We start from the raw sequence: 20,703 nt of genomic DNA on the forward strand, positions 1-20,703 counted from the left end.
CCCCCACTCAAGGCAACTGCCTGCTATGAATCATCGTAATGCGCTCTGGGCCATCCACCTTGGAGCCTTGCTGTTTGGCCTATCGGGGATCTTCGGTAAGCTGGCGAGCACTACCCCGCAGATGATCTCCGCCGGCCGCGCGCTCTTTGCCGTCGCTGCCTTAGTGCTGTTCGCTAAACTGCTCGGCAACGTGCGCCTGGTGCGCCTCGGTTTGCGCCAGACCAGCCTGCTGGCTCTCGGCGGACTGCTGCTTGGCGCTCATTGGTGGAGCTTCTTCGAAGCCGTACAAATCTCCGGTGTGGCCATCGCCACCCTCGGCTTTGCCAGTTTTCCAGCGTTTACCGTGCTGCTAGAAGGGCTGTTATTTCGTGAGCGCACCCGCGCCGTCGAGTACGCTATGGTGGCGCTGGTATGCTTGGGTTTGGTCTTGGTTACACCGGAGTTCGACCTAAACAGCCAGGCCACCAGTGGCCTACTGTGGGCCGTGCTGTCCGGGCTGTTATTTGCTTTATTGTCTTTGCTCAACCGCGCCAGCACCCGTGGCATTGAACCGGTGCAAGCGGCGCTGTGTCAGAACATTGCAGTGCTGCTGGTGTTTATCCCGCTGGCTTGGCCGACGCTGCCCAGTGTGCAGGCACAAGATTGGCTGTGGATGGCCATGCTTGGGATTTTCTGCACAGGCTTGGCACACAGCCTATTTGTGGCCAGCCTGCGAGTGCTAAAAGCACGCACTGCAGCGGTGATTTTCGCCCTAGAGCCGATTTACGGGATCAGCTTTGCTTGGCTGTTGTTCAGCGAGGTACCAACGTGGCGAATGCTCGCTGGCGGTCTGCTGATTGTCAGCGCGATCTTTCTATCGGCTCGCACGGCCAAGTGATCAGCACATGGATAAATCAGGCGATTTTTGCCAGTATCTGGCGCGCTTCCAGCTTTTGCTGCTCATCGCCTTCATTAATCACTTCATTAAGGATCTGGCAGGCGCTGTCCAGGCTGCCTTGCTCGATATAGGCCTGTGCCATATTTAGCTTGGTCAGGTTATCGCGGTCATCCGCCAATTGTTCGAGATCATCAAGGAAAACCACGTTGAGCTCATCCCCCTGCCAATCGTCATGGGGGGCTTCTTCCACAAGCATCGACTCGGCAAACGGGCTACGAGCATCACGAGCGCCCGAGAGCGCGAAGATATCCGAGCCTTTACGCTTATCCGCTGCATGGCCCTGAACCTTGTCCGCCATTTTGCTTGGCGTAGCTGGGGCAAAGGGGCTGACCAAGTCCCAGTCGGCGTCCAGAGACATTTCATCCAAGTTAAGCTGTGCGTCATCATCATTGGGTGCAAACGGCGGCGCTGGAGCGTCATCAAGATGCAGCACCGCATCCTCAAGCAGGTTAGCCGGCGGTAGTGTGGACAGCTCGGGGTGGCGCGCTTTTAGCTCATCGATACGCAGTGGATTAAAGCCCGATGCACGCACCACTGCCTCATGAGCAACAAACCCTTGGCCATCACCCAGTAACGCCAGCACTTCAAGCAAACGAAAACTGATATCACTGCGGTGCGGCTGCGCCTCCCACGCTTTGCGCAAGGTAGTGGCAGCCTCGCTTAAGCGGCCATAGGCGATATACATGTTGGCGCTTTGCAGGGCATCTTCGCCCGCAGCCGGCCACACCGGCCCGGCGCGGGGCGCATCAGCTACATTCAGCGCGGCGCCAGCAGCAGGCTCGGCAGGTGTGACGCTCATCTCACGCGTGCTCGGCATCAGCGCCGGCGCCACGGGCAGCGGCGCGACGGGCTTTCTACCCCGCCAGAACAATGCCGCTACGGCGGCCAATAGCAGTACCAGTAAGCCGGCAATAATCGCCAACCAATGGCTGTCCGACTCGGCCATCACCGGTGGGCTTACCTGCACAGGTGCCGGTGCTAATGACGCCTCGGCGTTGACACGACCGGCCGCTAACTGTGCCTGAAAACCGCTAATCAGTTGATCTCGCACCGCCATTTGCTCGCGCAACTGCTGCACTTGCTGGTCCAGTTGCGCCACGCTTTGCTGCAATTGCAACGTTTCCAACGTCTGGCTGGCCAACTCTTGTTCGACGCGGGCCTGCTCCTGTACCAACTCTTCAGCCGACAGCTCAGCACTGATAGTTAGGGCAGGGTCTGAATCCTCGACCACTTGTAAAAACCCTGTTGCGCCATCTGCCTCGGTGGCTACAGGCGTCTGACTGGCGATACGGTCAGGCAATAACAGTTGTGCACCCGCGCGTAGACGATTGATATCGCCATTGATAAAAGCGTGGGGATTAAGCACGTGGATATCGTTTATCAACCCTTGAACGCTCTGCCCGCTGGCGGCAGTCAGTTGCGTCGCAATACTCCACACGCTGTCGCCACTGACCACGCGGTGACTATTACCTTGTTGCGCCGCTGGCAGGACCTTTTGCTGAGCCGGCGCAGCAACTGCCGTTCGCGGCGCTGCTACCGCAGCCACTGGCGATGGCGAAGAAGAAGCCAAGCTGGCATAAGCGGCCGAGTTGGGTGGGTCGAGCAATAACGTGTATTCGCGATAAAGCTTGCCGTTAGGGCGCGCCACTTCGACGATAAAATTCAGGTATGGCTCACGCACCGCTTGGGTCGACACCACACGCACCACTGTTTTGCCGCCGCTAAGTTGCGGGGTGAAACGCAGCTCACTAAAAAAAGACAGACGCTCGACGCCAGAACGGCTGAACACATCAGCAGGCGCCAAGCGCACGTGCATGTCAGCGCCGGTCAGGTCGCCTACATCAAGTAATTCGATTTCAGCATCCAGCGGCTGACTCAGCGCTGAACGCAGGGTGATATCACCCAAGCCAAGTGCGGGCACCAGCCCCGAATAGAGAACTGAGCTGGACAGCAAACCGATCAGTAATTGACGAACCGTTGCCATAAAAATACTCCCAATAAAACCGCTCCCGTACTCTCGCCACTAAACGTCTAGGACGTGCGCTTCCAGCGCTTGCGAAAGTAGAGAAGGCGGCACATGCAGCCTTGGGATGTACATTCCGTGTTTAACCCGGTCGTGCTTGACGAAAAAAGACCCCATAAACAGCAAAAACGGCGGCCGTTTGGCAAAAAGCCAGCACAGGTGCAAGCATAGGCCAGCAGTCAATAAAATGACAACTTCGTCACACTGCTGCTTTACTGTCAGCGCCGTGCTGATTTAACGCCCAAAGCCGCTACAACCGTGACTGCAAACACTGCTGCCACCAGCCAGAAGCCCTGCTTAAAGGCCACCATTTCAGCAAACTGATTACCGCCTTCGGCGCTGTGTCGCCACTCCAGAAAAAAGGTCAGCAAGTTGACCCCAAATGCACCGCCAAGCTGGCGGACAAAGGTGATGGCGCCTGCGCCTTGGGCCAACTCCTCGGGGCTGAGAATATCCATCGAGCCGGTACTCAATGCCGGCAGCAATATCCCCAGGCCGATACGGCCGACGCTGGCCCAGAAGCACAGCAGCAAAAATGATGCGCCCTGTTCAATCCACGCTAACCCCGCCGCCGACAGCGCAAAGATCAGCAGGCCTGCGCTCAGCAGCACCGCCGCAGTCAGTCGATCACTCAGCCAACCACCGAGAAATGACGCCATACCCATCAACAATCCGGCCGGCAGCAGCAACATACCGGCACGCCCAGCACTGAACCCTTCAACGGTTTGCAGATAGAGCGGGATCAAGTAGGTCGAGCCGTACAAGCCCATACCCAAGGTCAAGGCGACCCAACTGGCGCTACGAAACCCGGCATGCCGCCAAAGCGCCAGCGGCAGCAAGGGCTGAGCGACGCGTCGGCTTCGCTGAATAAACGCAGCAGCGCTCAGCAGCGCAACAACGCCTGGCAACCAGACATTGACCGCAGTCAAGGCAAACCGCTGCGCCTCGGCGAGAAAGCCTAGGGCGGCAAATATCGCCACACAGAGCACAACGAACGCTGTAACGTCCAAGCGCGATTTAGCGGCCTGACGCTCACTCGGCAACAGCCATTGCCCGGCGAACATGGCCAGTAAACACATCGGCAGCGGCATCCAGAAAATCGCCGCCCAGCCGAAATGATCAACCAGATAACCGCCAATCCCAGGCCCCAGCGAAGGCGCCAGCATGACCCCCAACCCGTAAATACCCAGCGCCATACCGCGGCCACTGTAAGCGTAAACACGGAAAATCAGCACCATTGCCAACGGCTGTACAAGCCCGGCGCACACCCCTTGAAAAATACGCAGGGTAATCAGTTGCCACGCACTAACGGCCACCAGCGCCAGCAGCGAGGTGACGATAAAGAGCAGCAAACCGAATTGCGCAGTACGCCGCGCGCCAAACCGCGCTTGCGCCCACGCGGACAACAACAGCCCGGCGGTCATGGCCGCAAGAAAACCGGTGGACAACCACTGCGCCAGCGGCCGGCCAATGGCGAAGTCCGCCATAATCGCCGGCAAAGCGACGTTGATACTGGTGGAGGCCAAGACCATGGCCATGCTGCCGATCATCAGCATCGCCAGCAGCCATTGCGGGTATCGCGGGCCGAAACGCAGCTGCAGGGTTTCTAAGTCAGCGCGCATCAACGCTTTTCCAAGTTCCTCAAGACCTGAGCATGGACTTTTTGGCAGCGGCGTAATTCTTCTTCATCAATGCCGGCGAAGACTTCTTGGCGCAGCTGTGCGGAGATGGCCTCAATCTTTTCAATCAACGGCAGCGCTTGAGGGCTTAGGGCGATCTTCTTGGCCCGGCGATCTTCAGGCACGGCCTGACGGCTGACCAAGCCCTGGGTTTCCAGGCTATCGAGCAGACGTGCCAGCGTTGGTCCTTCGACGCCGACGCTTTGCGCCAGCTCGCGCTGGGTCGGTAATTCGGCAAAGCGTCCCAAGTGCAAGAGCACCAACCAACGCGCTTGGGAAAGCCCCAAACCCACCAAACGGCGGTCTAACTCACCGCGCCAAGCGCGCGACAGTTGGGCAACTTGCATGGCAAAACGGTGTTGGTCGGTATGGGACATGGAGAACGGCTCTTAACTGTAAAAAACTAATTATTAGCCAGCTAACCATAACCGCCTTAACGAGGCAAGCCTGCAACAGCCTGCCCGTCACCACTTGACGTACTGGTCCTCGACAAAGCCCCAGAGGTTATCAATGCGCACCTCGGGCCGACCCGCTGGCCGCAGCACCCCGCTGAACTGGCCGAAGACCTGTTTAAAATTGCTCGCCAGCAACCCCGCATTAAGCCGCTCCTTATGCAGGCCGCGCCCTTCAAAGCGCAGCTGCACTTGGCCGTCATGTGAATTGATCAACCAGGGCTGCAAGGGCTGATCGCGCTCAAAAGCAAACTGCACCGTATCGACCTTGAGCAGTTCACCATCGAGCCAAAAACAATTCTCGGTAAAGCTGGTTTCATTGACCCCACAAGACAGGTTCAACCCAACCCGCTGCTCACCCGCTTGACCGGATAAACAGGCCCACTGCCAGTGTGTTTCAGGGCGCATATAGCCCGCCGACCAATCGTGGTGAGCAAATGCGTCGATGCACGCCAAATCAAAATTACCCAACGTACTGCGCACCTGCCCGGTGCAGCGCACGCCAGCGACTTTCTGCGCATAGACCCAGCCATTCACCCCAGCCTGTGTGTTGAGGCACATCGGCTGGAACATAGGCTCCGCCTCAGAAAAACACGCATCGATTCGGGTGCCGTCATCCAGTTCGACCAGTAGACGTTTTACCTTGGGCGACGCGCTGTTTTCCAAGCGCAGCAGGTTGTTGCCGCTGCGCAATTCGCACACGCCATGGTCGGGTGTTTGCGAGAACTGACTGCCAAATGCCAAGGGTAATTTGAATTGACGCTCAATCATCCGGCCACTGGCGGGGTGAAACAAATAAACAAAGCCCACGCTCATCAAGCTGAGATTGGCCAAGGCGCAGCCACCAATCAGCTCATCGCTGATCAAGCCAAAATACTGGAATTGATGAAATCGCCGCCACTTTGCCAGAGCGCCGAGCTTGCGGCCCATGGGCGAGCGAAAATCGAAGTCGCGGTAGTTGATCAGACCCGGCGCAGCCGGGAATAGGCCAAAATGCGGTTGACCGTTAGCTTGAATCAGTCGGTCCATGGGTCACTCTGCTCACGTCAAGAGGTGAGGATGCTAGCACCGCAACCAACGCATAGGCATTCACCGCACACGTCACGTGCAGCGGCAAAATCGGCCACTCAGGTCTCGAATTCAGCCTGCAATGCGGCTCGCACGCAGTACAAAATACCGAGTTCGGCGCGCCCGACGAACTGCTGGCTAATGGCAGCTACCGACGGCAGCTCACCCTCACCGTCGAGAAAAGCGTCTTGAATCTCGCTGAGCAAGGCCTCAGGTACATCCAACGCTTGATCCAAGGACAGCTGCTGCCGGCCAATGGCTTCAGCCAGCATGCTGTACACATTTTTTTCACTGCAACTGAGCTGGCTGGCGATTTGCGCTGGGGTCATCCCGGCGCAGGCCAGACTGACCAACTCATGGCGTAAATCGGCCACCGCGCGCGGCGCCTCATCACTCGCCCCCAGTACGTTTAGGAAGGCTTCGCCATAGCGCTCCAACTTGCGCGCCCCCACGCCACTGACTCGCGCCATCTCTGCCAAGGTGCTGGGCTTGCCCCGCAGCATTTCCAGCAAGGTGGCATCGGGGAAGATCACATAAGGCGGCACGCCATGCTCTTCCGCCAATTTACGGCGCAACGCACGCAGCGCTTCCCACTGGCCACGCTCCTCGCCACGCACCAACTGGCTGGCGGCGCTGCTGGACGCCTTGGCGCTCTGTTGCGGTTTGAGGTCGCGGCGCAGTTGCAGGCTCACCTCACCCTTCAGCAAAGGCCGGCAACTGTCAGACAGGCGCAGGCCACCAAAGCCTTCAAGGTCAACATCGGCCAACCCGCGCGCCACCAGTTGGCGGAACAATGACCGCCACTCGCCTTCAGCCAACGCCTTACCCATACCAAACACCGCTAAGTGCTGATGACCCACGGTGCGAATTTTGTCGTTATCACGGCCGAGCAGCACATCGACCAAATGCCCGACGCCATAGCGTTGGCCGGTACGGTAAACGGCCGACAACGCCTGGCGCGCCGGCTCAGTAGCATCCCAAGTCTGCACGCCGTCCATGCAGTTGTCGCAATGCCCGCAGGGTTGCGGCATGACCTCATCAAAATAGGCCAACAGCGATTGCCGGCGGCAACGGGTTTCCTCACACAGCGCCAGCATGGCGTCGAGCTTGTGTTGCTCGACACGCTTATGCCGCTCGTCACCCTCAGAGTTATTGAGCATCTGCTTAAGGAAAATCACATCCTGCAGGCCGTAAGCCATCCAGGCATCCGCTGGCAAGCCGTCACGACCGGCACGACCGGTCTCTTGGTAATACGCTTCAAGGGATTTCGGCAGATCAAGGTGGGCGACAAAGCGCACGTTGGGTTTGTCGATGCCCATGCCAAAGGCGATGGTCGCCACCATGATCAGGCCTTCCTCATTAAGGAAGCGCTTTTGATTGAAGCTGCGCAGCTCATTGGGCAAGCCGGCGTGGTACGGCAGCGCCGGATAGCCCTGCTCGGAGAGGAACGCGGCAACTTCCTCGACTTTTTTGCGCGACAGGCAATAAACAATCCCGGCATCGCCCTTGCGCGCCGCAAGGAAGTTCAACAACTGCTTGCGCGGCTGTTCCTTCGGCACGATGCGGTAGAAGATATTCGGCCGATCAAAGCTCGATAAAAAGCGCTCGGCATTCTGTAAATGCAGGCGCTGAACAATCTCCTCGCGGGTGCGCATGTCGGCCGTGGCCGTCAGGGCGATACGCGGTACGTTGGGGAACAGTTCAGCCAGCTGGCCCAACTGCAGGTATTCCGGACGAAAATCATGCCCCCACTGCGACACGCAATGCGCCTCATCAATGGCAAACAGGGCAATCTCGAGGTTCTGCAGAAAATTCAACATGCGCGGCTGCACCAGCCGCTCGGGGGCGAGATAGAGCATCTTGATCTCACCGCGCTTGATTCGCTCAGCAATCTCACGCTGCTCGTCAGCGCTCAAGGTGGAGTTCAGCGCGGCCGCCGCCACGCCCAGCTCATCGAGGGTCGCCACTTGATCGTCCATCAAAGCGATCAGCGGCGACACCACCACCGCCAAACCTTCACGCAAAAGACCCGGCACTTGAAAGCACAATGATTTGCCGCCGCCGGTGGGCATCAGCACCAGAGCATCGCCGCCACTGGCCACGCGCTCGATAATCGCCCCCTGACGGCCACGAAAACTGTCGTAACCGAATACGTCTTTGAGGATGCGTTGTGCGTGCTCGAGCATGAAGGGTCTCCGAAACAAGCTGCGCATTATACGCAGTGCCGCACAGGCACGCGCAGCCATGGCCGATTTTGCGCCGATATTCAGCCATCGCAGGCGCGCACCTATGGCCGCTCGCGCCGCTCTAGACTAGAATCTGGCGTCGTTTACTCCTTCAAGGTAGCCCCCGATGTCTTTCGCCGAGCAACTCACCCGCCTGCAAGCCTTCCTCGATGCTGATGAGCTGCATGATGAGGCACTGGACTACATCGCCGCCCACGGCTACCTGACCGCCCTGTCGATCTGCCCGGAGCAAGTGCCCGAGCGCGAATGGATTGACGCATTGTTCTCTGAGCCGCCGCATTACCGCAGTGATGCCGAGCGTGAAGAGATCGAAGCTACCCTGATTCAGCTGCAAAGCCACATCGCCCGCCAGTTGGCCAGCGATGATGAGCCGGAGGTGCCGTGCGAACTGGATCTGGGCGATGAGCCGGATGATTCCGACCTGCGCGGCTGGTGCATCGGCTTTATGGAAGGCGTGTTCCTGCGTGAAGCAGTGTGGTTCGACGATGCTGAAGATGAAGTCAGCGAATTACTGCTACCGATCATGGTTGGTTCCGGATTATTCGATGAGCAGCCTGAATTTGTTGAAATTGGCGCTGATCGCGACCTCGTCGACAGCATGGTTGAGCAAATCCCGGAACTGCTTACCGCCTTGTTCTTGCTGTGCAATGCGCCTGAAGAAAAACCTGCCCTGCTCAAGCCGCGCCACCACTAAGCACACGCCATGGCGCGTGACGTTCAGCTGCAGCGCAACCCGGCCATTCGCTACGCTTTGCTGGCCGTCGGCTGGCTAAGCGTTGTGCTGGGGGTCATCGGTATTTTCCTGCCAGTGCTGCCGACCACGCCGTTTTTGCTGTTGGCGGCAGCCTGCTTTATGCGCAGCTCGAAACGCTTCTACCTGTGGCTAATCAACCATCGCCGCCTCGGCCCATGGATTGTTGATTACCTTGACGGCCAGGGCATTCCACTCAAGGCTAAGGTCTACGCCATCGGCCTGATGTGGTTGAGCATCGGCCTGTCGTGCTACATGGTGCCGTTGTTCTGGGCGCGGGCCTTTATGCTCACCAGTGCGGTGCTGGTCAGCCTGTATATCCTCAAGCAAAAAACCTTAGCCAAACGCTAGTGAACGGCTAAACCCGGCAACAATGGGTATATTTCGCATTGGTTATATTCAATGCGCCAGCTCGCAGCAGCACCTAGACTTCTCAACTCCCCAGCCAAGGCGCGGCACATGCCTCACCGTCAGCTTACTTACGGATGGTTCAAGCACCTCAACCGCGTGTTGCTGGGCAGCTGCATCCTGCTGATCGGTTTGGCCAGCGCTGTGGGCGACTGGGATTTTGGGGTGATCCTGCAAAAAGCCGAGAGCCGCTACGGCAACCTTGGCCAAGGCAAATCACGTATCCAGGCGTGGGAGGCACAAATCAAGGCCAGCAGCACGAGCAGCGAACTGGACAAGCTAACTGAGGTTAATCGCTTCTTCAATCGGCAGATCCGTTTCTCTGACGACATACAAATCTGGAAGCAAAACGACTACTGGGCCACCCCCGTGGAGATGCTGGTCAAGGGCGAAGGCGATTGCGAGGACTATTCCCTCGCCAAGTACTTCACCTTGCGCCGCCTTGGTATCCCCAGCGAAAAAATGCGTATCACCTACGTCAAGGCGCTCAACTACAACCAAGCCCATATGGTCCTGACGTATTACGCCAGCCCAGGCGCCGAGCCGCTGGTACTGGATAACCTGATCAACGTAATCAAACCGGCGTCGCAGCGCCGCGACCTGCTGCCGGTTTATGCCTTCAATGCCGAAGGGCTCTATCTCCCAGGTTCCAACAGCAAAAAAAGCGATTCGAAAAGACTCTCGCGCTGGCAGGACTTATTGAAAAAAATGCGCACGGAGGGCTTCGCCATCGGCGAAGGCTAGGAGGAACCTATGTCTCTACTCAAACAGCTATTTCTGGCGATCTGCTTATTTTTGGTAGTGGCCTTCACCGGCAGTTTTATCGCCGGTGTAGAAAGCTCGCGCGAGCAATCGCTCAGCCAACTGCGCTCACACGCTCAGGACGCTGCCACGGCGCTAGGCTTGTCGATGACGCCGCATGCAGACGACCCGGCGATGATCGAACTGATGGTCAGCTCGATTTTCGACAGCGGCTATTTCAACAGCATCCGCGTGGTGCGCATCCCAGGCGATGACGTCATTATCGAACGCCACAGTGGCGATTCGGCAGCTGAAAGCGTGCCACTTTGGTTCAGTGACTTAGTAGACCTGCAGCCGCAAGGTGGCGATGCATTGATCATGCGGGGCTGGGAGCAAGCAGCGCGGGTTGAAGTGATCAGTAATCCACAGTTCGCCCTGGCCAAATTGTGGGACAGCGCCATCGGCAGCCTGCTCTGGCTGCTGCTCTGCGGCTTAGTCAGTGCCGTGCTCGGCGGCTGGCTCCTGCGCACCCAATTGCGCCCACTGGATAACATGGTCAAACAAGCGCAAGCCATTACCCGCCGCGAATTTCTCACCCTGCCAACAGTACCGCGCACCCCGGAACTTAAGCGCGTAGTCAACGCCATGAACCAAATGGTGGAAAAGTTAAAAACCCTGTTTGCCGAAGAAGCCGCTCGCAGCGAGAAACTGCGCGAGCAAGCCTACCAAGACAGTATCACCGGCTTGGCCAACCGCCGCTTGTTTGATATCCGTCTGGCTCATCAACTGGCCATCCATGAACAAAATGCTGAAGGCTATTTGATCCTGTTACGGGTCAATGATTTGGCAGGCCTCAACCAACGCCTCGGCGGCCAACAGACCGACGCACTGATTGCCGCCATCGGCGAACTGCTCAAACGCCTACTCGACCAGAAAAACCGTACTGACTGGCTGGCTTCGCGCAGCCGCGGTGGCGAATTTACCCTACTGGTGCCGGGCATTGGCAGTGAAGAAGCCGACCTGCTCGCCAGCGAACTCCACAACGGGTTGGAAAATCTGCGCCAAACCGGTGCCAGCGACTGCACACCGGTGGCGCACATGGGTATAGCCGCATTTCGCCCCGGCGAAGAACCCAGCCAAGTCATCGGCCGCGCCGACCAAGCGCTGGCGCAAACGCAAAATGACCCCAGCCAGAACTGGGTGCGCCTGGATGATTACAACACCCAGACAACCCAAGGCCTGCATGAGTGGCGTACCTGGATTGACGATGCCTTAAGCCAGCGCAAACTGCAGTTGTACTTCCAGCCAGTGATGCACTGCGCTGACCGTAACCAGGTGTTGCATCACAAGGTGCTGGCGCGCTTGCTCGACCCGCAGGGTAAAGCGATTGCCGCAGGGCGTTTTCTACCGTGGATCGAACGCCTGGGTTGGACTGCACGCTTTGACGTGGCCATGCTCGAACACAGCTTGGCGCACCTCAGCCAACATGCCGCGCCGCTGGCTTTGAGCCTGTCTGCTGCAACCCTGCATGACCGCGCAACACTCGAGCGCATCCAAGAAATTCTCAAACAGCACCCACAGCAAGCCGACCTACTGACCTTTGAAGTGGACGAGCGCCACCTGCCACCGGCAGCCGAACTGGAAGCACTCAGCCAAGCCATTCGCAGCACCGGTTACAGCCTCGGCCTGCAGCACTTCGGCGGGCGCTTTAGCCTTATTGGCAACCTCACTCACCTAGGCTTGGCTTACCTAAAGCTCGACGGCACCTACATCCGCGCCATCGACGAAGAAAGTGATAAACGCATGTTTATCGAAGCCGTGTTCCGCGCCACTAACAGCATCGACCTGCCACTGATTGCCGAGATGGTCGAAACCGAAGGCGAGCTGACCGCGCTCAAAGAACTGGGTCTATACGGCGCCATGGGCCGCCTTCTTGGCGCACCGATGCCATGGAAGAACTGACAGATAAACTCACGGCTTAAACGCGGCTCTAAACCTGACCCTGTGCAACCTCCTAAACACCGACGTAGCCCGGATAAGCCCTAACGCAATCCGGGTAACCTCAGCGCAAGAAGCGCAGGGGTGGCTCACACCGGTATAAACCCGAGGCCTCACCGTTTTTCCCGGACGGCGCTTCGCTTGTCCGGGCTACAAAACCCAAGGCTTTGAATGCTGGAGCGTTCCCCATGCAATCCACAAAACATCGGCGTAGCCCGGATAAGCCCCAGCGCAATCCGGGTAACCTCAGCGCAAGAAGCGCAGGGGTGGCTCGCACCGTGATTAACCCGCGGCCTGAGCATTCCCGGACGGCGCTTCGCTTGTTCGGGCTACAAAAGCCCAGGGCTTTGAATACTGGACCGTTCTCTATAAAGCCCATCAAACGCAGACGTAGCCCGGATAAGCCTTAGCGCAATCCGGGTAACTTTCAGCGCAAGCATGGCCCGTTCTAGCTGGCGAACAAATAACCTTCGACATCCATGCCCGCATCACGCATTTGCGCCAGTTTATAACGCAGGGTGCGCGGGCTGATGCCGAGGCGTTCGGCGGCTTCTTTGCGGCGGCCGCGCTCGGCACGCAGGGTGTCGATGATCATCTGAAACTCATGCCGGCGCAGGTCATCGCCTAACGCTCCAGCTTCGGCCGTCGGGTTATCGACTGGCACCGGTGTACTGTTAGTGACCACCGCCAGCAACGGCTGCACAACAGGCGCAACTGAGGCGCCAATAGGTGCTTGCAAACAGAGGTCCTGAGGCTGAATCAAACCGCCCTGCTGCAGGATCAATGCCCGCTGGATAGCGTTATCCAGCTCGCGCACATTACCCGGCCAGCTGTGGCTGATCAGACTCATCTGCGCCTGAGGAGAAAGCCGAATCGGTGCATGGTTCATTTTCTTCACGTACTTGGCCAGTAAACGCTCGGCCAGCGGCACGATATCCGCTGGGCGCTCACGCAACGGCTGCCAAGCCAGCGGGAATACCGACAAGCGATAGTAGAGGTCTTCCCGAAAGCGCCCCGCCGCTACTTCTGCAGCCAAGTCGCGGTTACTGGTGGCCAGCACGCGAATATTCAAGGTGATCGGCTTGCGCGCACCCACCCGCTCGACCTCACGCTCCTGCAGCACACGCAGCAGCTTGGCCTGCAATCCTAGGGGCATTTCCGAGATTTCATCGAGCAAAATAGTGCCGCCCTCAGCCAGCTCAAATTTGCCCGGCGCGCTGGCAATCGCCCCGGTAAACGCGCCTTTCTCATGGCCGAACAGGGTGGCCTCGAGCATGTTGTCCGGGATCGCCGCGCAGTTGATGGCAATAAAGGGTTTATTGCCCCGTGGCGACTGCTGGTGGATAAAGCGCGCCAGCACCTCTTTGCCGGTACCGGATTCACCCGTAATCAGCACGGTGGAATCGCTCTGCGCCACGCGTGTGGCCAATGCCAACAATTGCACGCTGGCAGGCTCCTCGGCGACCGGGCCATCCTGTTCGCTGCTGGAAACACGGCCCAAGGCATGCCGATCGACCAGACTCAGTAAGGCCTTGGGCTCAAAAGGTTTGACTAGGTAATCTGCTGCGCCTTGGCGCATTGCATCCACTGCACGCTCAACCGCGCCAAAAGCGGTCATCAGCAACACCGGCAATTGCGGCTGGCGCTGGCGAATTTGCGCGAGCAGCTGGTGGCCGTCCATGCCGGGCATATTGACGTCACTGACCACCAAGCCAAAAGACTCTTCAGCAATCGCTAACAATGCGGCTTCAGCGCAATCAACCGCGCGGTAATCATGCCCGCCCAGCGCCAAGGTATCGGCCAGTGCTTCGCGCAAGGAGCGGTCATCTTCGACCAATAAAATTTTGCTCGCCATGGCTGCTTACTCCTGAATCAAGGGGTGCGCAGCACCCAATAGCGGCAACGTGATAATGGCGCACGTGCCGCGCCCCGGCCGCGAACGCAGTTGCACATCGCCCTGATGGGCGCGTGCGACTGCTTTGACCACTGCCAGGCCAAGCCCGGTACCGGTGGTTTTGGTGGTAAAAAAAGGTTCGCCGAGCCGCGCCAACGTCACGCTGTCGATGCCTGGGCCGTTATCACTGACGCACAAGCGAACAGCGTCGCCGCGCTGGTACAGGTGGATTTTCAAGTGCGCCTCACGACCGCCCGCTTGAATCGCGTTCTCAATCAGATTGAGCACGGTGCCAACGAGCGTGTCGCGGTTACACAGCAACTCACCGGCGCAGCTGTCGCATTGCCAACGCACCTGCATGCCCAGCACGTGAGGTTCAGCTGCACTGCGCAGGGCATCAAATAGCGCCGTTGGGGCTAAGCGATCCGGCAACGGCAAGTCGCCACGGGCGAAAATCAACATATCGCGCACCTGATGCTCCAACTCATGCAGGCGCTCTTTTAGTCGACCGGCAAAGCGCTGCTGCTGCTCAACTGGCAGCACCTGCTCGGTGAGGTGACTTGCATACAGCAACGCAGCCGACAACGGCGTGCGAATTTGATGGGCCAGTGACGCGACCATGCGCCCCAGGGCGGACAAACGCTCATGGCGGGACAATTGATCCTGCAAACGCCGGGTTTCTGTCAGGTCAGTCAACAGCACCAACTGGCCCGGCTCAGCGCGCAATGAGCGGGTGGCAATCGACAAACGCCGGCCATCTTTAAGGGAAATTTCATGGCCATCGTCTTCGCGCGGGGCAAAATTACGCGCGATCACCTGACGCCAGAGCATACCGGCCAAGGGCTGGCCGAGCAGGGTACGCGCCACTGGATTGGCTTCGCGCACCACGCCCTGACCATCAATGACGATGACGCCACCGGGCAGCAAATCCAGCAAGCTCTGCAATCGGTTAGCCAGGCGCTCTTTCTCAGCCAACTCCTGCATCCGCTGGGCACTGACCAACGCCAACTGACCTTTAAGCTCGGTCACTCGCGTTTCAAGCATGCTGTAGGAGCTGCTGAGCTGGGTCGACATTTGGTTAAACAGGGCGAAGGCCTGCTCGAGGCCGGCACGGCTGGCCTGCTCGACAGGTGTGGCGGGCACTTCGGTAGGTTCAGGGCGTTGGGCGTTGCTAGTCATGGTTATCTCTCGCGCAGCGAGCCGTCATAAGACAGTCAGTTGCAAGAGAGATAGCAATACCCGTGCCTGAAAAATATCCTTTACATTTCAACAGCTTGAAAATGCATAACCGCAGAAGGCGTCAAACTTCCGACTCGCTCGCCAGCAAGCTGGTTGCTACAACAAGCCACACGTGTACAGAGGGCCGGCTTATTGGCGAGCGCCTAATCAGTCATCCAGCCCTTCGTCATCACGGCGGCTCATACCATATTTGCGCATCTTCTCCACCAGCGTGGTGCGGCGAATACGCAGACGCTCAGCGGCACGCGCCACCACCCCGCTGGCGTCATCCAGCGCTTGTTGGATCAAGCCTTGCTCCAGGTTGCCCAAATAGTCTTTCAGGTCCAGACCTTCAGGCGGCAGCATGGCCATTGAATCGACACCGGGCAACCCAGCCATCAGCGTGGCGCGCTCATCCAGCTCTTCACGCAAGCTGGCCACCATGCTCTCGTCTTCATCGTCAACATGACGAAATTTTTTCGGCAACTCACCGACGCCAATCACGCCATAGGGGTGCATGATCGCCATGCGCTCAACCAGATTAGCCAGCTCGCGCACGTTACCCGCCCAGTCGTGCTGACACAGCGACATGATGGCCGCCGAGTTGAAGCGGATGGAGCCACGCTTCTCAAACTCCATGCGCGAAATCAATTCATTCATCAGCAAGGGAATGTCTTCGATGCGCTCACGCAGCGGCGCCATTTCGATGGGGAAGACATTCAGACGGTAATACAGATCCTCGCGGAAGCTGCCTTGCTCAATCATCTGTTCAAGGTTTTTATGCGTGGCCGCGATGATCCGCACATCGGCATTCTGGGTTTTATTGCTGCCCACTCGCTCGAAAGTTCGCTCCTGCAGAACGCGCAGCAGCTTTACCTGCATAGGCAATGGCATATCACCAATTTCGTCGAGAAACAGCGTGCCGCCACCGGCCAACTCAAAACGCCCAGCACGACTAGTAATGGCACCGGTAAAGGCACCTTTCTCGTGGCCGAATAACTCGCTTTCCAGCAGCTCAGCGGGGATTGCCCCGCAGTTGACGGGGACGAAAGGGCCTTCACGGCGCTTAGAATGGTAGTGCAGGTTACGCGCGACTACTTCTTTGCCGGTGCCCGACTCACCCAGAATCAGCACACTGGCCTCGGTGTCAGCCACCTGCTGCATCATTTGCCGCACATGCTGAATGGCGCGGCTGGTGCCGACCAAGCTGCGAAACAAATTGGTCTCACGCTGACGGCCGCGCTCGCGGGCTTGATCGTACATCTCACGGTAAACCTGGGCGCGGTGCAGTGAGTCCAGCAACTTGTTGTAGCTAAGCGGCATTTCCAGGCTGGCCAAGACACTACGGCGCTGCTCTTCCGGCCACTCCGGTGCAACTTGCTCATTGAGTAATAACGCCGGCAAGAACTCATCCCACTCAGCCACCTGTTTAAGTATGGCCAACACGCCGCCTTTAGCGTTCACATCACCGAGCAACACGCTGAGCACTTCACGGCTGGAACCGAGCCCTGCTACCAGCTGCTGCCAGCCGTGACTGTCACAGGCTAGGTGGTCTTCACCGAGGAAATTAAGGATCACCGCTAAGTCGCGGCGGCGCTCATGGTTGTCGTCAATAAGGAGGATTTTGGTTTCACGCCACATAATTTATTTCTAATCCCGGAGTGAAAAACGCGCCCGCCGCCCACTACAAACTCACTCGGCACCGGCAATTGGCCAGTAGTAAAGTCAATTTTTTGTTAATAGTCAATTTTATGGCGTGCGAATATGCGCTGAAGAGGCAAATGAACGTTATGAGCAAAGAGAAGGGACAATCGAGGGCAGAACATAGACAACGACTGGAAGGCCGATGCGAGGAGCATCGACCGAGAACGCGCATCAACCGAACAGTTGATAAACCTTGGCACCGTGTTGTGACTGGTTGAGCTGAACCAGCTCCTGCGCCAAACGCTGCTGCTCAGTTTGGCAAACGTTTACCAACTCACGATAGAGGTCGAGCAACTCCTGCATGCGGGCACGCAGCGTGTCTTCATCAACCACTGGTTCAACCATGGCTTCATCCACTGCTTGGCGACACTGCACATCCAGCTCACCAATGGCAGTCCAATCTTGGCTGGCCAAGGCACTGCGCAACGCGCTACCGGTTTTTTCGAGACGCTGGACGCATGAACTCATGAATATCTCCTTAGCCAGATAACGCCATCACTCAGCAATCGCGTCCCAAGCAACTTTTACATTGCGCAGCAATACAGAAACTTCATCCAATGGCGCTATTACATTCTGCACATTGGCTTCAACTAGGCGCGTGGCCATGTATTCATAGAGGCTATCAAGATTGGCAGCGACTTCACCACCTGCTTCAAGATTAAGCCCTTCGCGCAGGCCACCGATAATACCTATAGCCTTACTGATCATCTCACCCTTAAGAGAAACTTGGTCGCGCTCCATGGCTCCGCGAGCTTGGGCTAGACGAGTGAGCCCCCCCTCCATCAACATCTGAATCAAGCGATGCGGGCTGGCTTCAATTGCTTGGGCTTGGGTGTTGACGGTTTGATACTGCTTAAGAGCGGCCATCGCGTTCATCACTATTCTCGCTATTGTGCATGCTAGATACTTTAAGTATCGGCGCTGCAGCGCAAAGCTTTAGCAACAAAATCAACTTCCTACAGCAGGCTCAACCTCTGGGCCAATGGCGTCCCAAGCGTTTTTAATTTGCTCAAGCAACGCACGAACTTCATCCAACGTCCGCGGTGTACTGTCGAGCGCGACCCCCGCCAAACGGCGGGTCATGTAGTCGTACAGTGAATCTAAATTTTCTGCAATTTCGCCACCTAACTCTTTATCTAAGCTGGCCTGCAATACACCCAAAATGGTGATGGTGCTGCCAACAGCTAAGCCACGAATTTCAGCATCACCCTCAATTTGCGCATGCTTGGCTAGCATCACACGCTGCAGTGCCCCCTCAAGCAGCAGCTGGACTGTGCGATAGGGCGAAACATCATGGCTGGTATTGACCTGTTTATAAGTATCAATTGGTTTTTGGTTCATTATTTATCCTTCCTTACAAAACCTGGCAGGCTAGCAAGTTGATTGGCCAAGCTCTCACTGGTGCGCTTTAGCTGTCCAACGAGAGAATCCATGGCGTTATATTGGGCGAATAGACGGGTCTGGACTTTTTCAATACGAAGGTTGAGGGCCTCACGCTGCTTGTCGATATTACTGACAGTGCTTTGTAAGCCTTTTTGTCGCTCATCTAGCACGCCACCTGTGCCTACATAAGGTGAGGCTACAGCCGAAAGACGTGACATCAAACCGCCCTCGCCAGCTAGATACTCTGCAGCCTTGGCATAATTACTGCCCTGTAAGGCTGAATCTAACTTGCTCGAATCCAAGCTGAGCTTGCCATCTTTACCGGTGGTTATGCCGAGCTGAGCAAGGGACTGGATACCGCCAGAATCTCCAAGCTGCCCCATCTCTTTGCGAACACCGGACATAAGGTTACGAATTGACGTATCACCCAACAGAGGACCGGTAACTGGTTTTTTACCCTCACCTAACTGAACAACTGCGGTGAGTTCGCCCGTGGTTTGAACGAGTTTATTGTAGGCATCTACAAACTTTTGCAAATTACTGCGCGCCAGCCCGCGATCTTCTCCTACGGTGACATTGACACTTTTACCTGCAGCAATATCAGTAGCAGACTGAGCACTCACCAAATTAAGTGTTATTCCATCGATTGCATCGGTGATGGTGTTAGTTGCTTTGTCGAAGGAAATGCCATCTACCTTGAACAGCGCTGACTTGGCCACATCTACAGCTCGACTGTTTGTACCACTGGCAATCGACAAGGCCGTTAGATCATTATCACCAGCCCCAGTGACGCCGTCTGCTACAGAGACGCCAAGATCGCCACCAGATGCTGTGCGTATGACTAATTGCTCATTACCATCGAGTGCTGCAGAAAACCCCTGTGCACCACCCTGGGCATTAATTTCGTCCACAACCTCAGTAAGACTCATACCAGCGCTTATGGTAATCGCCGCGGAGCCAGTGCCTGATGTCAGGTTAAGCGTACCCTCTTTAAAAGTAGCCGCTGATCCGCCGGCAAATGCAGGCAGTCGCACAGCAGTTTCGTTGGCTGAGTAGCTGAAATTACTGAGTGAGTTGCTGCCTGTAAGTGCACCATCCTCGCTTACGGCCACGGCAATATCGTTACCCGCTCCAGTTTTGCTTGAGTTCAGAACAAGACGCGAGCCGGAGGAGTCACTGATAATACTGGCACTAATGCCCTGAGACTCGCCGGCACTGTTAATCGCGTCACGGACACCAGAGAGAGAATTATTACTGGCATCAATCGTTACATCCAGACTGGCTGTACCTGCTGTGATGTTCAACGACCCGCTGTTGAAGGTGGCTGCGCTTGAACCAGTGAGGGGGCCACTCACAGATTGCAGTGCCACCTTACTGCTGGATGCCAATTGCTGGACTTGAAGGCTAAAGCTCCCGGCAGTGAGCGAGCCAGTGGCACTTGCCGTTAATACACTGCTGCTGGATGAGCTTACAGAGGTACGCTGAAACGCAGAAAGCTTAGTCAGCCCCTGCAGCGCAGAATTGAACTCATTAGCTACCGAACGAAAAGTGCCCAGCGCCGATATACGCGAGGTGGTGGTTTGCTCAAGGCGATTAAGCTGCAGCTCTTTAGGAGCTCGCTCAGAGTTAACCAACGCCTTGACGATACTGTCGATATCGATTCCTGAGCCAACGCCCGTAATCCCGACCATAAATCACCTCGCCAAAATAATGACTAAAAACACTTGTTAGGCGTTATCAGTCAAAAGCTGTGCCAACCTGCTGGTTAAGCTTCAGCTTTGAACAACAAACTACGAACCTCCGAAAGATTCTCTGCCAATTGCAGCGCTTCTTCAGAAGGGATTTGCCGAATCACATCACCTGAACCTGCATCGGTCACTTTAACAACTACGCGCCCGCTGCCCTCTTCAAGGGAAAAATTTAAGCTGCGACGAACCGATTGAACAAAATCCTGAATCGTCGCTACAGCCGCTTCGATTTCTTCTCGAGAGGCCGGGGAGCCACTCTCAGATTTTGTGATGCTGCTGGTTGCTACAGCTTCAGATGGCTTACGTTCAACACTCTCTGCAGTAACATTTTTTGCAGAGGAATTTGGTGTGCGCTCAGCCTTAGAAGCAACTGCAGTGGGTGCTGACGAATTCTGAATAGAACTAATGTCCATAACTTTATCCTCAGAATGAGGGAACGGGGAGAAGAGCAAA

Annotated in this window: 18 protein-coding genes; 5 read left to right on the forward strand and 13 right to left on the reverse strand. The window is 56.9% G+C overall.

Features of this window, described 5'->3' with window-relative positions; translation table 11 throughout:
• The first annotated feature begins 25 nt into the window (after positions 1 to 25).
• On the forward strand, positions 26 to 877 hold the full coding sequence (locus WF513_RS11440) for a DMT family transporter (RefSeq protein WP_339079498.1): 852 nt from the start codon (positions 26 to 28) through the stop codon (positions 875 to 877).
• Between the two features lie 16 nt (positions 878 to 893).
• Here the strand turns inward: WF513_RS11440 and WF513_RS11445 are convergent, their stop codons facing one another.
• The 5 genes from WF513_RS11445 to recQ all read right to left on the reverse strand — a co-directional run bounded on the left by WF513_RS11445 (position 894) and on the right by recQ (position 8,345).
• Positions 894 to 2,921, reverse strand: a complete 2,028-nt coding sequence (locus WF513_RS11445; protein ID WP_339079499.1) for a FimV/HubP family polar landmark protein — start codon at positions 2,919 to 2,921, stop codon at positions 894 to 896.
• Positions 2,922 to 3,178: 257 nt separating this feature from the next.
• A complete protein-coding gene (locus tag WF513_RS11450) occupies positions 3,179 to 4,582 on the reverse strand; it encodes a DHA2 family efflux MFS transporter permease subunit (protein ID WP_339079501.1) in 1,404 nt (467 codons plus the stop codon).
• A complete protein-coding gene (locus WF513_RS11455; protein WP_339079502.1) occupies positions 4,582 to 5,016 on the reverse strand; it encodes a MarR family transcriptional regulator in 435 nt (144 codons plus the stop codon). Before WF513_RS11455 ends, WF513_RS11450 begins: the two co-directional genes overlap by 1 nt.
• 87 nt (positions 5,017 to 5,103) lie before the next feature.
• Positions 5,104 to 6,120, reverse strand: coding sequence for a DUF2804 domain-containing protein (locus tag WF513_RS11460; RefSeq protein WP_339079503.1), 1,017 nt, complete (start codon positions 6,118 to 6,120; stop codon positions 5,104 to 5,106).
• A 98-nt stretch (positions 6,121 to 6,218) separates the two neighbouring features.
• Positions 6,219 to 8,345 (reverse strand): DNA helicase RecQ, encoded by a 2,127-nt coding sequence (gene recQ, locus WF513_RS11465; RefSeq protein WP_339079504.1) that lies wholly within the window; start codon positions 8,343 to 8,345, stop codon positions 6,219 to 6,221.
• Positions 8,346 to 8,511: 166 nt separating this feature from the next.
• Here recQ and WF513_RS11470 point away from each other — a divergent pair, with 166 nt between their 5' ends.
• From WF513_RS11470 to lapD, 4 genes are all read left to right on the forward strand, one after another.
• Positions 8,512 to 9,099, forward strand: coding sequence for a YecA family protein (locus tag WF513_RS11470; RefSeq protein ID WP_339079505.1), 588 nt, complete (start codon positions 8,512 to 8,514; stop codon positions 9,097 to 9,099).
• Between the two features lie 9 nt (positions 9,100 to 9,108).
• The gene (locus WF513_RS11475) at positions 9,109 to 9,507 is read left to right on the forward strand and encodes a YbaN family protein (protein WP_339079506.1); all 399 of its coding nucleotides are present in this window, start codon (positions 9,109 to 9,111) and stop codon (positions 9,505 to 9,507) included.
• A 108-nt stretch (positions 9,508 to 9,615) separates the two neighbouring features.
• Positions 9,616 to 10,308, forward strand: a complete 693-nt coding sequence (gene lapG, locus WF513_RS11480; protein WP_339079507.1) for a cysteine protease LapG — start codon at positions 9,616 to 9,618, stop codon at positions 10,306 to 10,308.
• A gap of 9 nt (positions 10,309 to 10,317) precedes the next feature.
• On the forward strand, positions 10,318 to 12,267 hold the full coding sequence (gene lapD / locus WF513_RS11485; RefSeq protein ID WP_339079508.1) for a cyclic di-GMP receptor LapD: 1,950 nt from the start codon (positions 10,318 to 10,320) through the stop codon (positions 12,265 to 12,267).
• Positions 12,268 to 12,751: 484 nt separating this feature from the next.
• On the opposite strand, the gene WF513_RS11490 is transcribed toward lapD, so the two are convergent.
• The 8 genes from WF513_RS11490 to WF513_RS11525 form a co-directional block, all read right to left on the reverse strand.
• Positions 12,752 to 14,158 carry a sigma-54 dependent transcriptional regulator gene (locus tag WF513_RS11490; protein ID WP_339079509.1) on the reverse strand — a complete coding sequence of 469 codons (1,407 nt, stop codon included), beginning with the start codon at positions 14,156 to 14,158 and terminating at the stop codon, positions 12,752 to 12,754.
• A 6-nt stretch (positions 14,159 to 14,164) separates the two neighbouring features.
• Complete coding sequence (locus tag WF513_RS11495) at positions 14,165 to 15,376, reverse strand: ATP-binding protein (RefSeq protein WP_339079510.1); 1,212 nt, start codon at positions 15,374 to 15,376, stop codon at positions 14,165 to 14,167.
• Positions 15,377 to 15,583: 207 nt separating this feature from the next.
• Entirely contained in the window at positions 15,584 to 17,056 is a 1,473-nt protein-coding gene (locus tag WF513_RS11500) for a sigma-54 dependent transcriptional regulator (RefSeq protein ID WP_339079511.1), read from the reverse strand.
• Positions 17,057 to 17,290: 234 nt separating this feature from the next.
• Positions 17,291 to 17,587, reverse strand: a complete 297-nt coding sequence (locus WF513_RS11505) for a flagellar protein FliT (RefSeq protein WP_339079512.1) — start codon at positions 17,585 to 17,587, stop codon at positions 17,291 to 17,293.
• Positions 17,588 to 17,614: 27 nt separating this feature from the next.
• A complete protein-coding gene (gene fliS / locus WF513_RS11510; protein WP_339079514.1) occupies positions 17,615 to 17,995 on the reverse strand; it encodes a flagellar export chaperone FliS in 381 nt (126 codons plus the stop codon).
• A gap of 72 nt (positions 17,996 to 18,067) precedes the next feature.
• A complete protein-coding gene (gene fliS, locus WF513_RS11515; protein WP_339079515.1) occupies positions 18,068 to 18,460 on the reverse strand; it encodes a flagellar export chaperone FliS in 393 nt (130 codons plus the stop codon).
• Complete coding sequence (gene fliD, locus WF513_RS11520) at positions 18,460 to 20,193, reverse strand: flagellar filament capping protein FliD (RefSeq protein ID WP_339079516.1); 1,734 nt, start codon at positions 20,191 to 20,193, stop codon at positions 18,460 to 18,462. Before fliD ends, fliS (WF513_RS11515) begins: the two co-directional genes overlap by 1 nt.
• A gap of 74 nt (positions 20,194 to 20,267) precedes the next feature.
• Positions 20,268 to 20,663, reverse strand: coding sequence for a flagellar protein FlaG (locus WF513_RS11525; protein WP_339079517.1), 396 nt, complete (start codon positions 20,661 to 20,663; stop codon positions 20,268 to 20,270).
• Positions 20,664 to 20,703: the final 40 nt, after the last annotated feature.

The organism is Pseudomonas sp. TMP9 (assembly GCF_037943105.1).
Classification (GTDB): domain Bacteria; phylum Pseudomonadota; class Gammaproteobacteria; order Pseudomonadales; family Pseudomonadaceae; genus Aquipseudomonas.

Bases quoted from the DNA above. Each gene is read 5' to 3' on its own strand.
- WF513_RS11460 (WP_339079503.1), bottom strand. From the start codon at position 6,120: ATGGACCGACTGATTCAAGCTAACGGTCAACCGCATTTTGGCCTATTC.
- WF513_RS11470 (WP_339079505.1), top strand. From the start codon at position 8,512: ATGTCTTTCGCCGAGCAACTCACCCGCCTGCAAGCCTTCCTCGATGCT.
- fliD (WP_339079516.1), bottom strand. From the start codon at position 20,193: ATGGTCGGGATTACGGGCGTTGGCTCAGGAATCGATATCGACAGTATC.
- WF513_RS11505 (WP_339079512.1), bottom strand. From the start codon at position 17,587: ATGAGTTCATGCGTCCAGCGTCTCGAAAAAACCGGTAGCGCGTTGCGC.
- lapD (WP_339079508.1), top strand. From the start codon at position 10,318: ATGTCTCTACTCAAACAGCTATTTCTGGCGATCTGCTTATTTTTGGTA.
- WF513_RS11450 (WP_339079501.1), bottom strand. From the start codon at position 4,582: ATGCGCGCTGACTTAGAAACCCTGCAGCTGCGTTTCGGCCCGCGATAC.
- recQ (WP_339079504.1), bottom strand. From the start codon at position 8,345: ATGCTCGAGCACGCACAACGCATCCTCAAAGACGTATTCGGTTACGAC.
- WF513_RS11490 (WP_339079509.1), bottom strand. From the start codon at position 14,158: ATGGCGAGCAAAATTTTATTGGTCGAAGATGACCGCTCCTTGCGCGAA.
- WF513_RS11495 (WP_339079510.1), bottom strand. From the start codon at position 15,376: ATGACTAGCAACGCCCAACGCCCTGAACCTACCGAAGTGCCCGCCACA.
- fliS (WP_339079515.1), bottom strand. From the start codon at position 18,460: ATGAACCAAAAACCAATTGATACTTATAAACAGGTCAATACCAGCCAT.
- WF513_RS11440 (WP_339079498.1), top strand. From the start codon at position 26: ATGAATCATCGTAATGCGCTCTGGGCCATCCACCTTGGAGCCTTGCTG.
- WF513_RS11500 (WP_339079511.1), bottom strand. From the start codon at position 17,056: ATGTGGCGTGAAACCAAAATCCTCCTTATTGACGACAACCATGAGCGC.
- WF513_RS11475 (WP_339079506.1), top strand. From the start codon at position 9,109: ATGGCGCGTGACGTTCAGCTGCAGCGCAACCCGGCCATTCGCTACGCT.
- fliS (WP_339079514.1), bottom strand. From the start codon at position 17,995: ATGAACGCGATGGCCGCTCTTAAGCAGTATCAAACCGTCAACACCCAA.
- WF513_RS11455 (WP_339079502.1), bottom strand. From the start codon at position 5,016: ATGTCCCATACCGACCAACACCGTTTTGCCATGCAAGTTGCCCAACTG.
- lapG (WP_339079507.1), top strand. From the start codon at position 9,616: ATGCCTCACCGTCAGCTTACTTACGGATGGTTCAAGCACCTCAACCGC.
- WF513_RS11445 (WP_339079499.1), bottom strand. From the start codon at position 2,921: ATGGCAACGGTTCGTCAATTACTGATCGGTTTGCTGTCCAGCTCAGTT.
- WF513_RS11525 (WP_339079517.1), bottom strand. From the start codon at position 20,663: ATGGACATTAGTTCTATTCAGAATTCGTCAGCACCCACTGCAGTTGCT.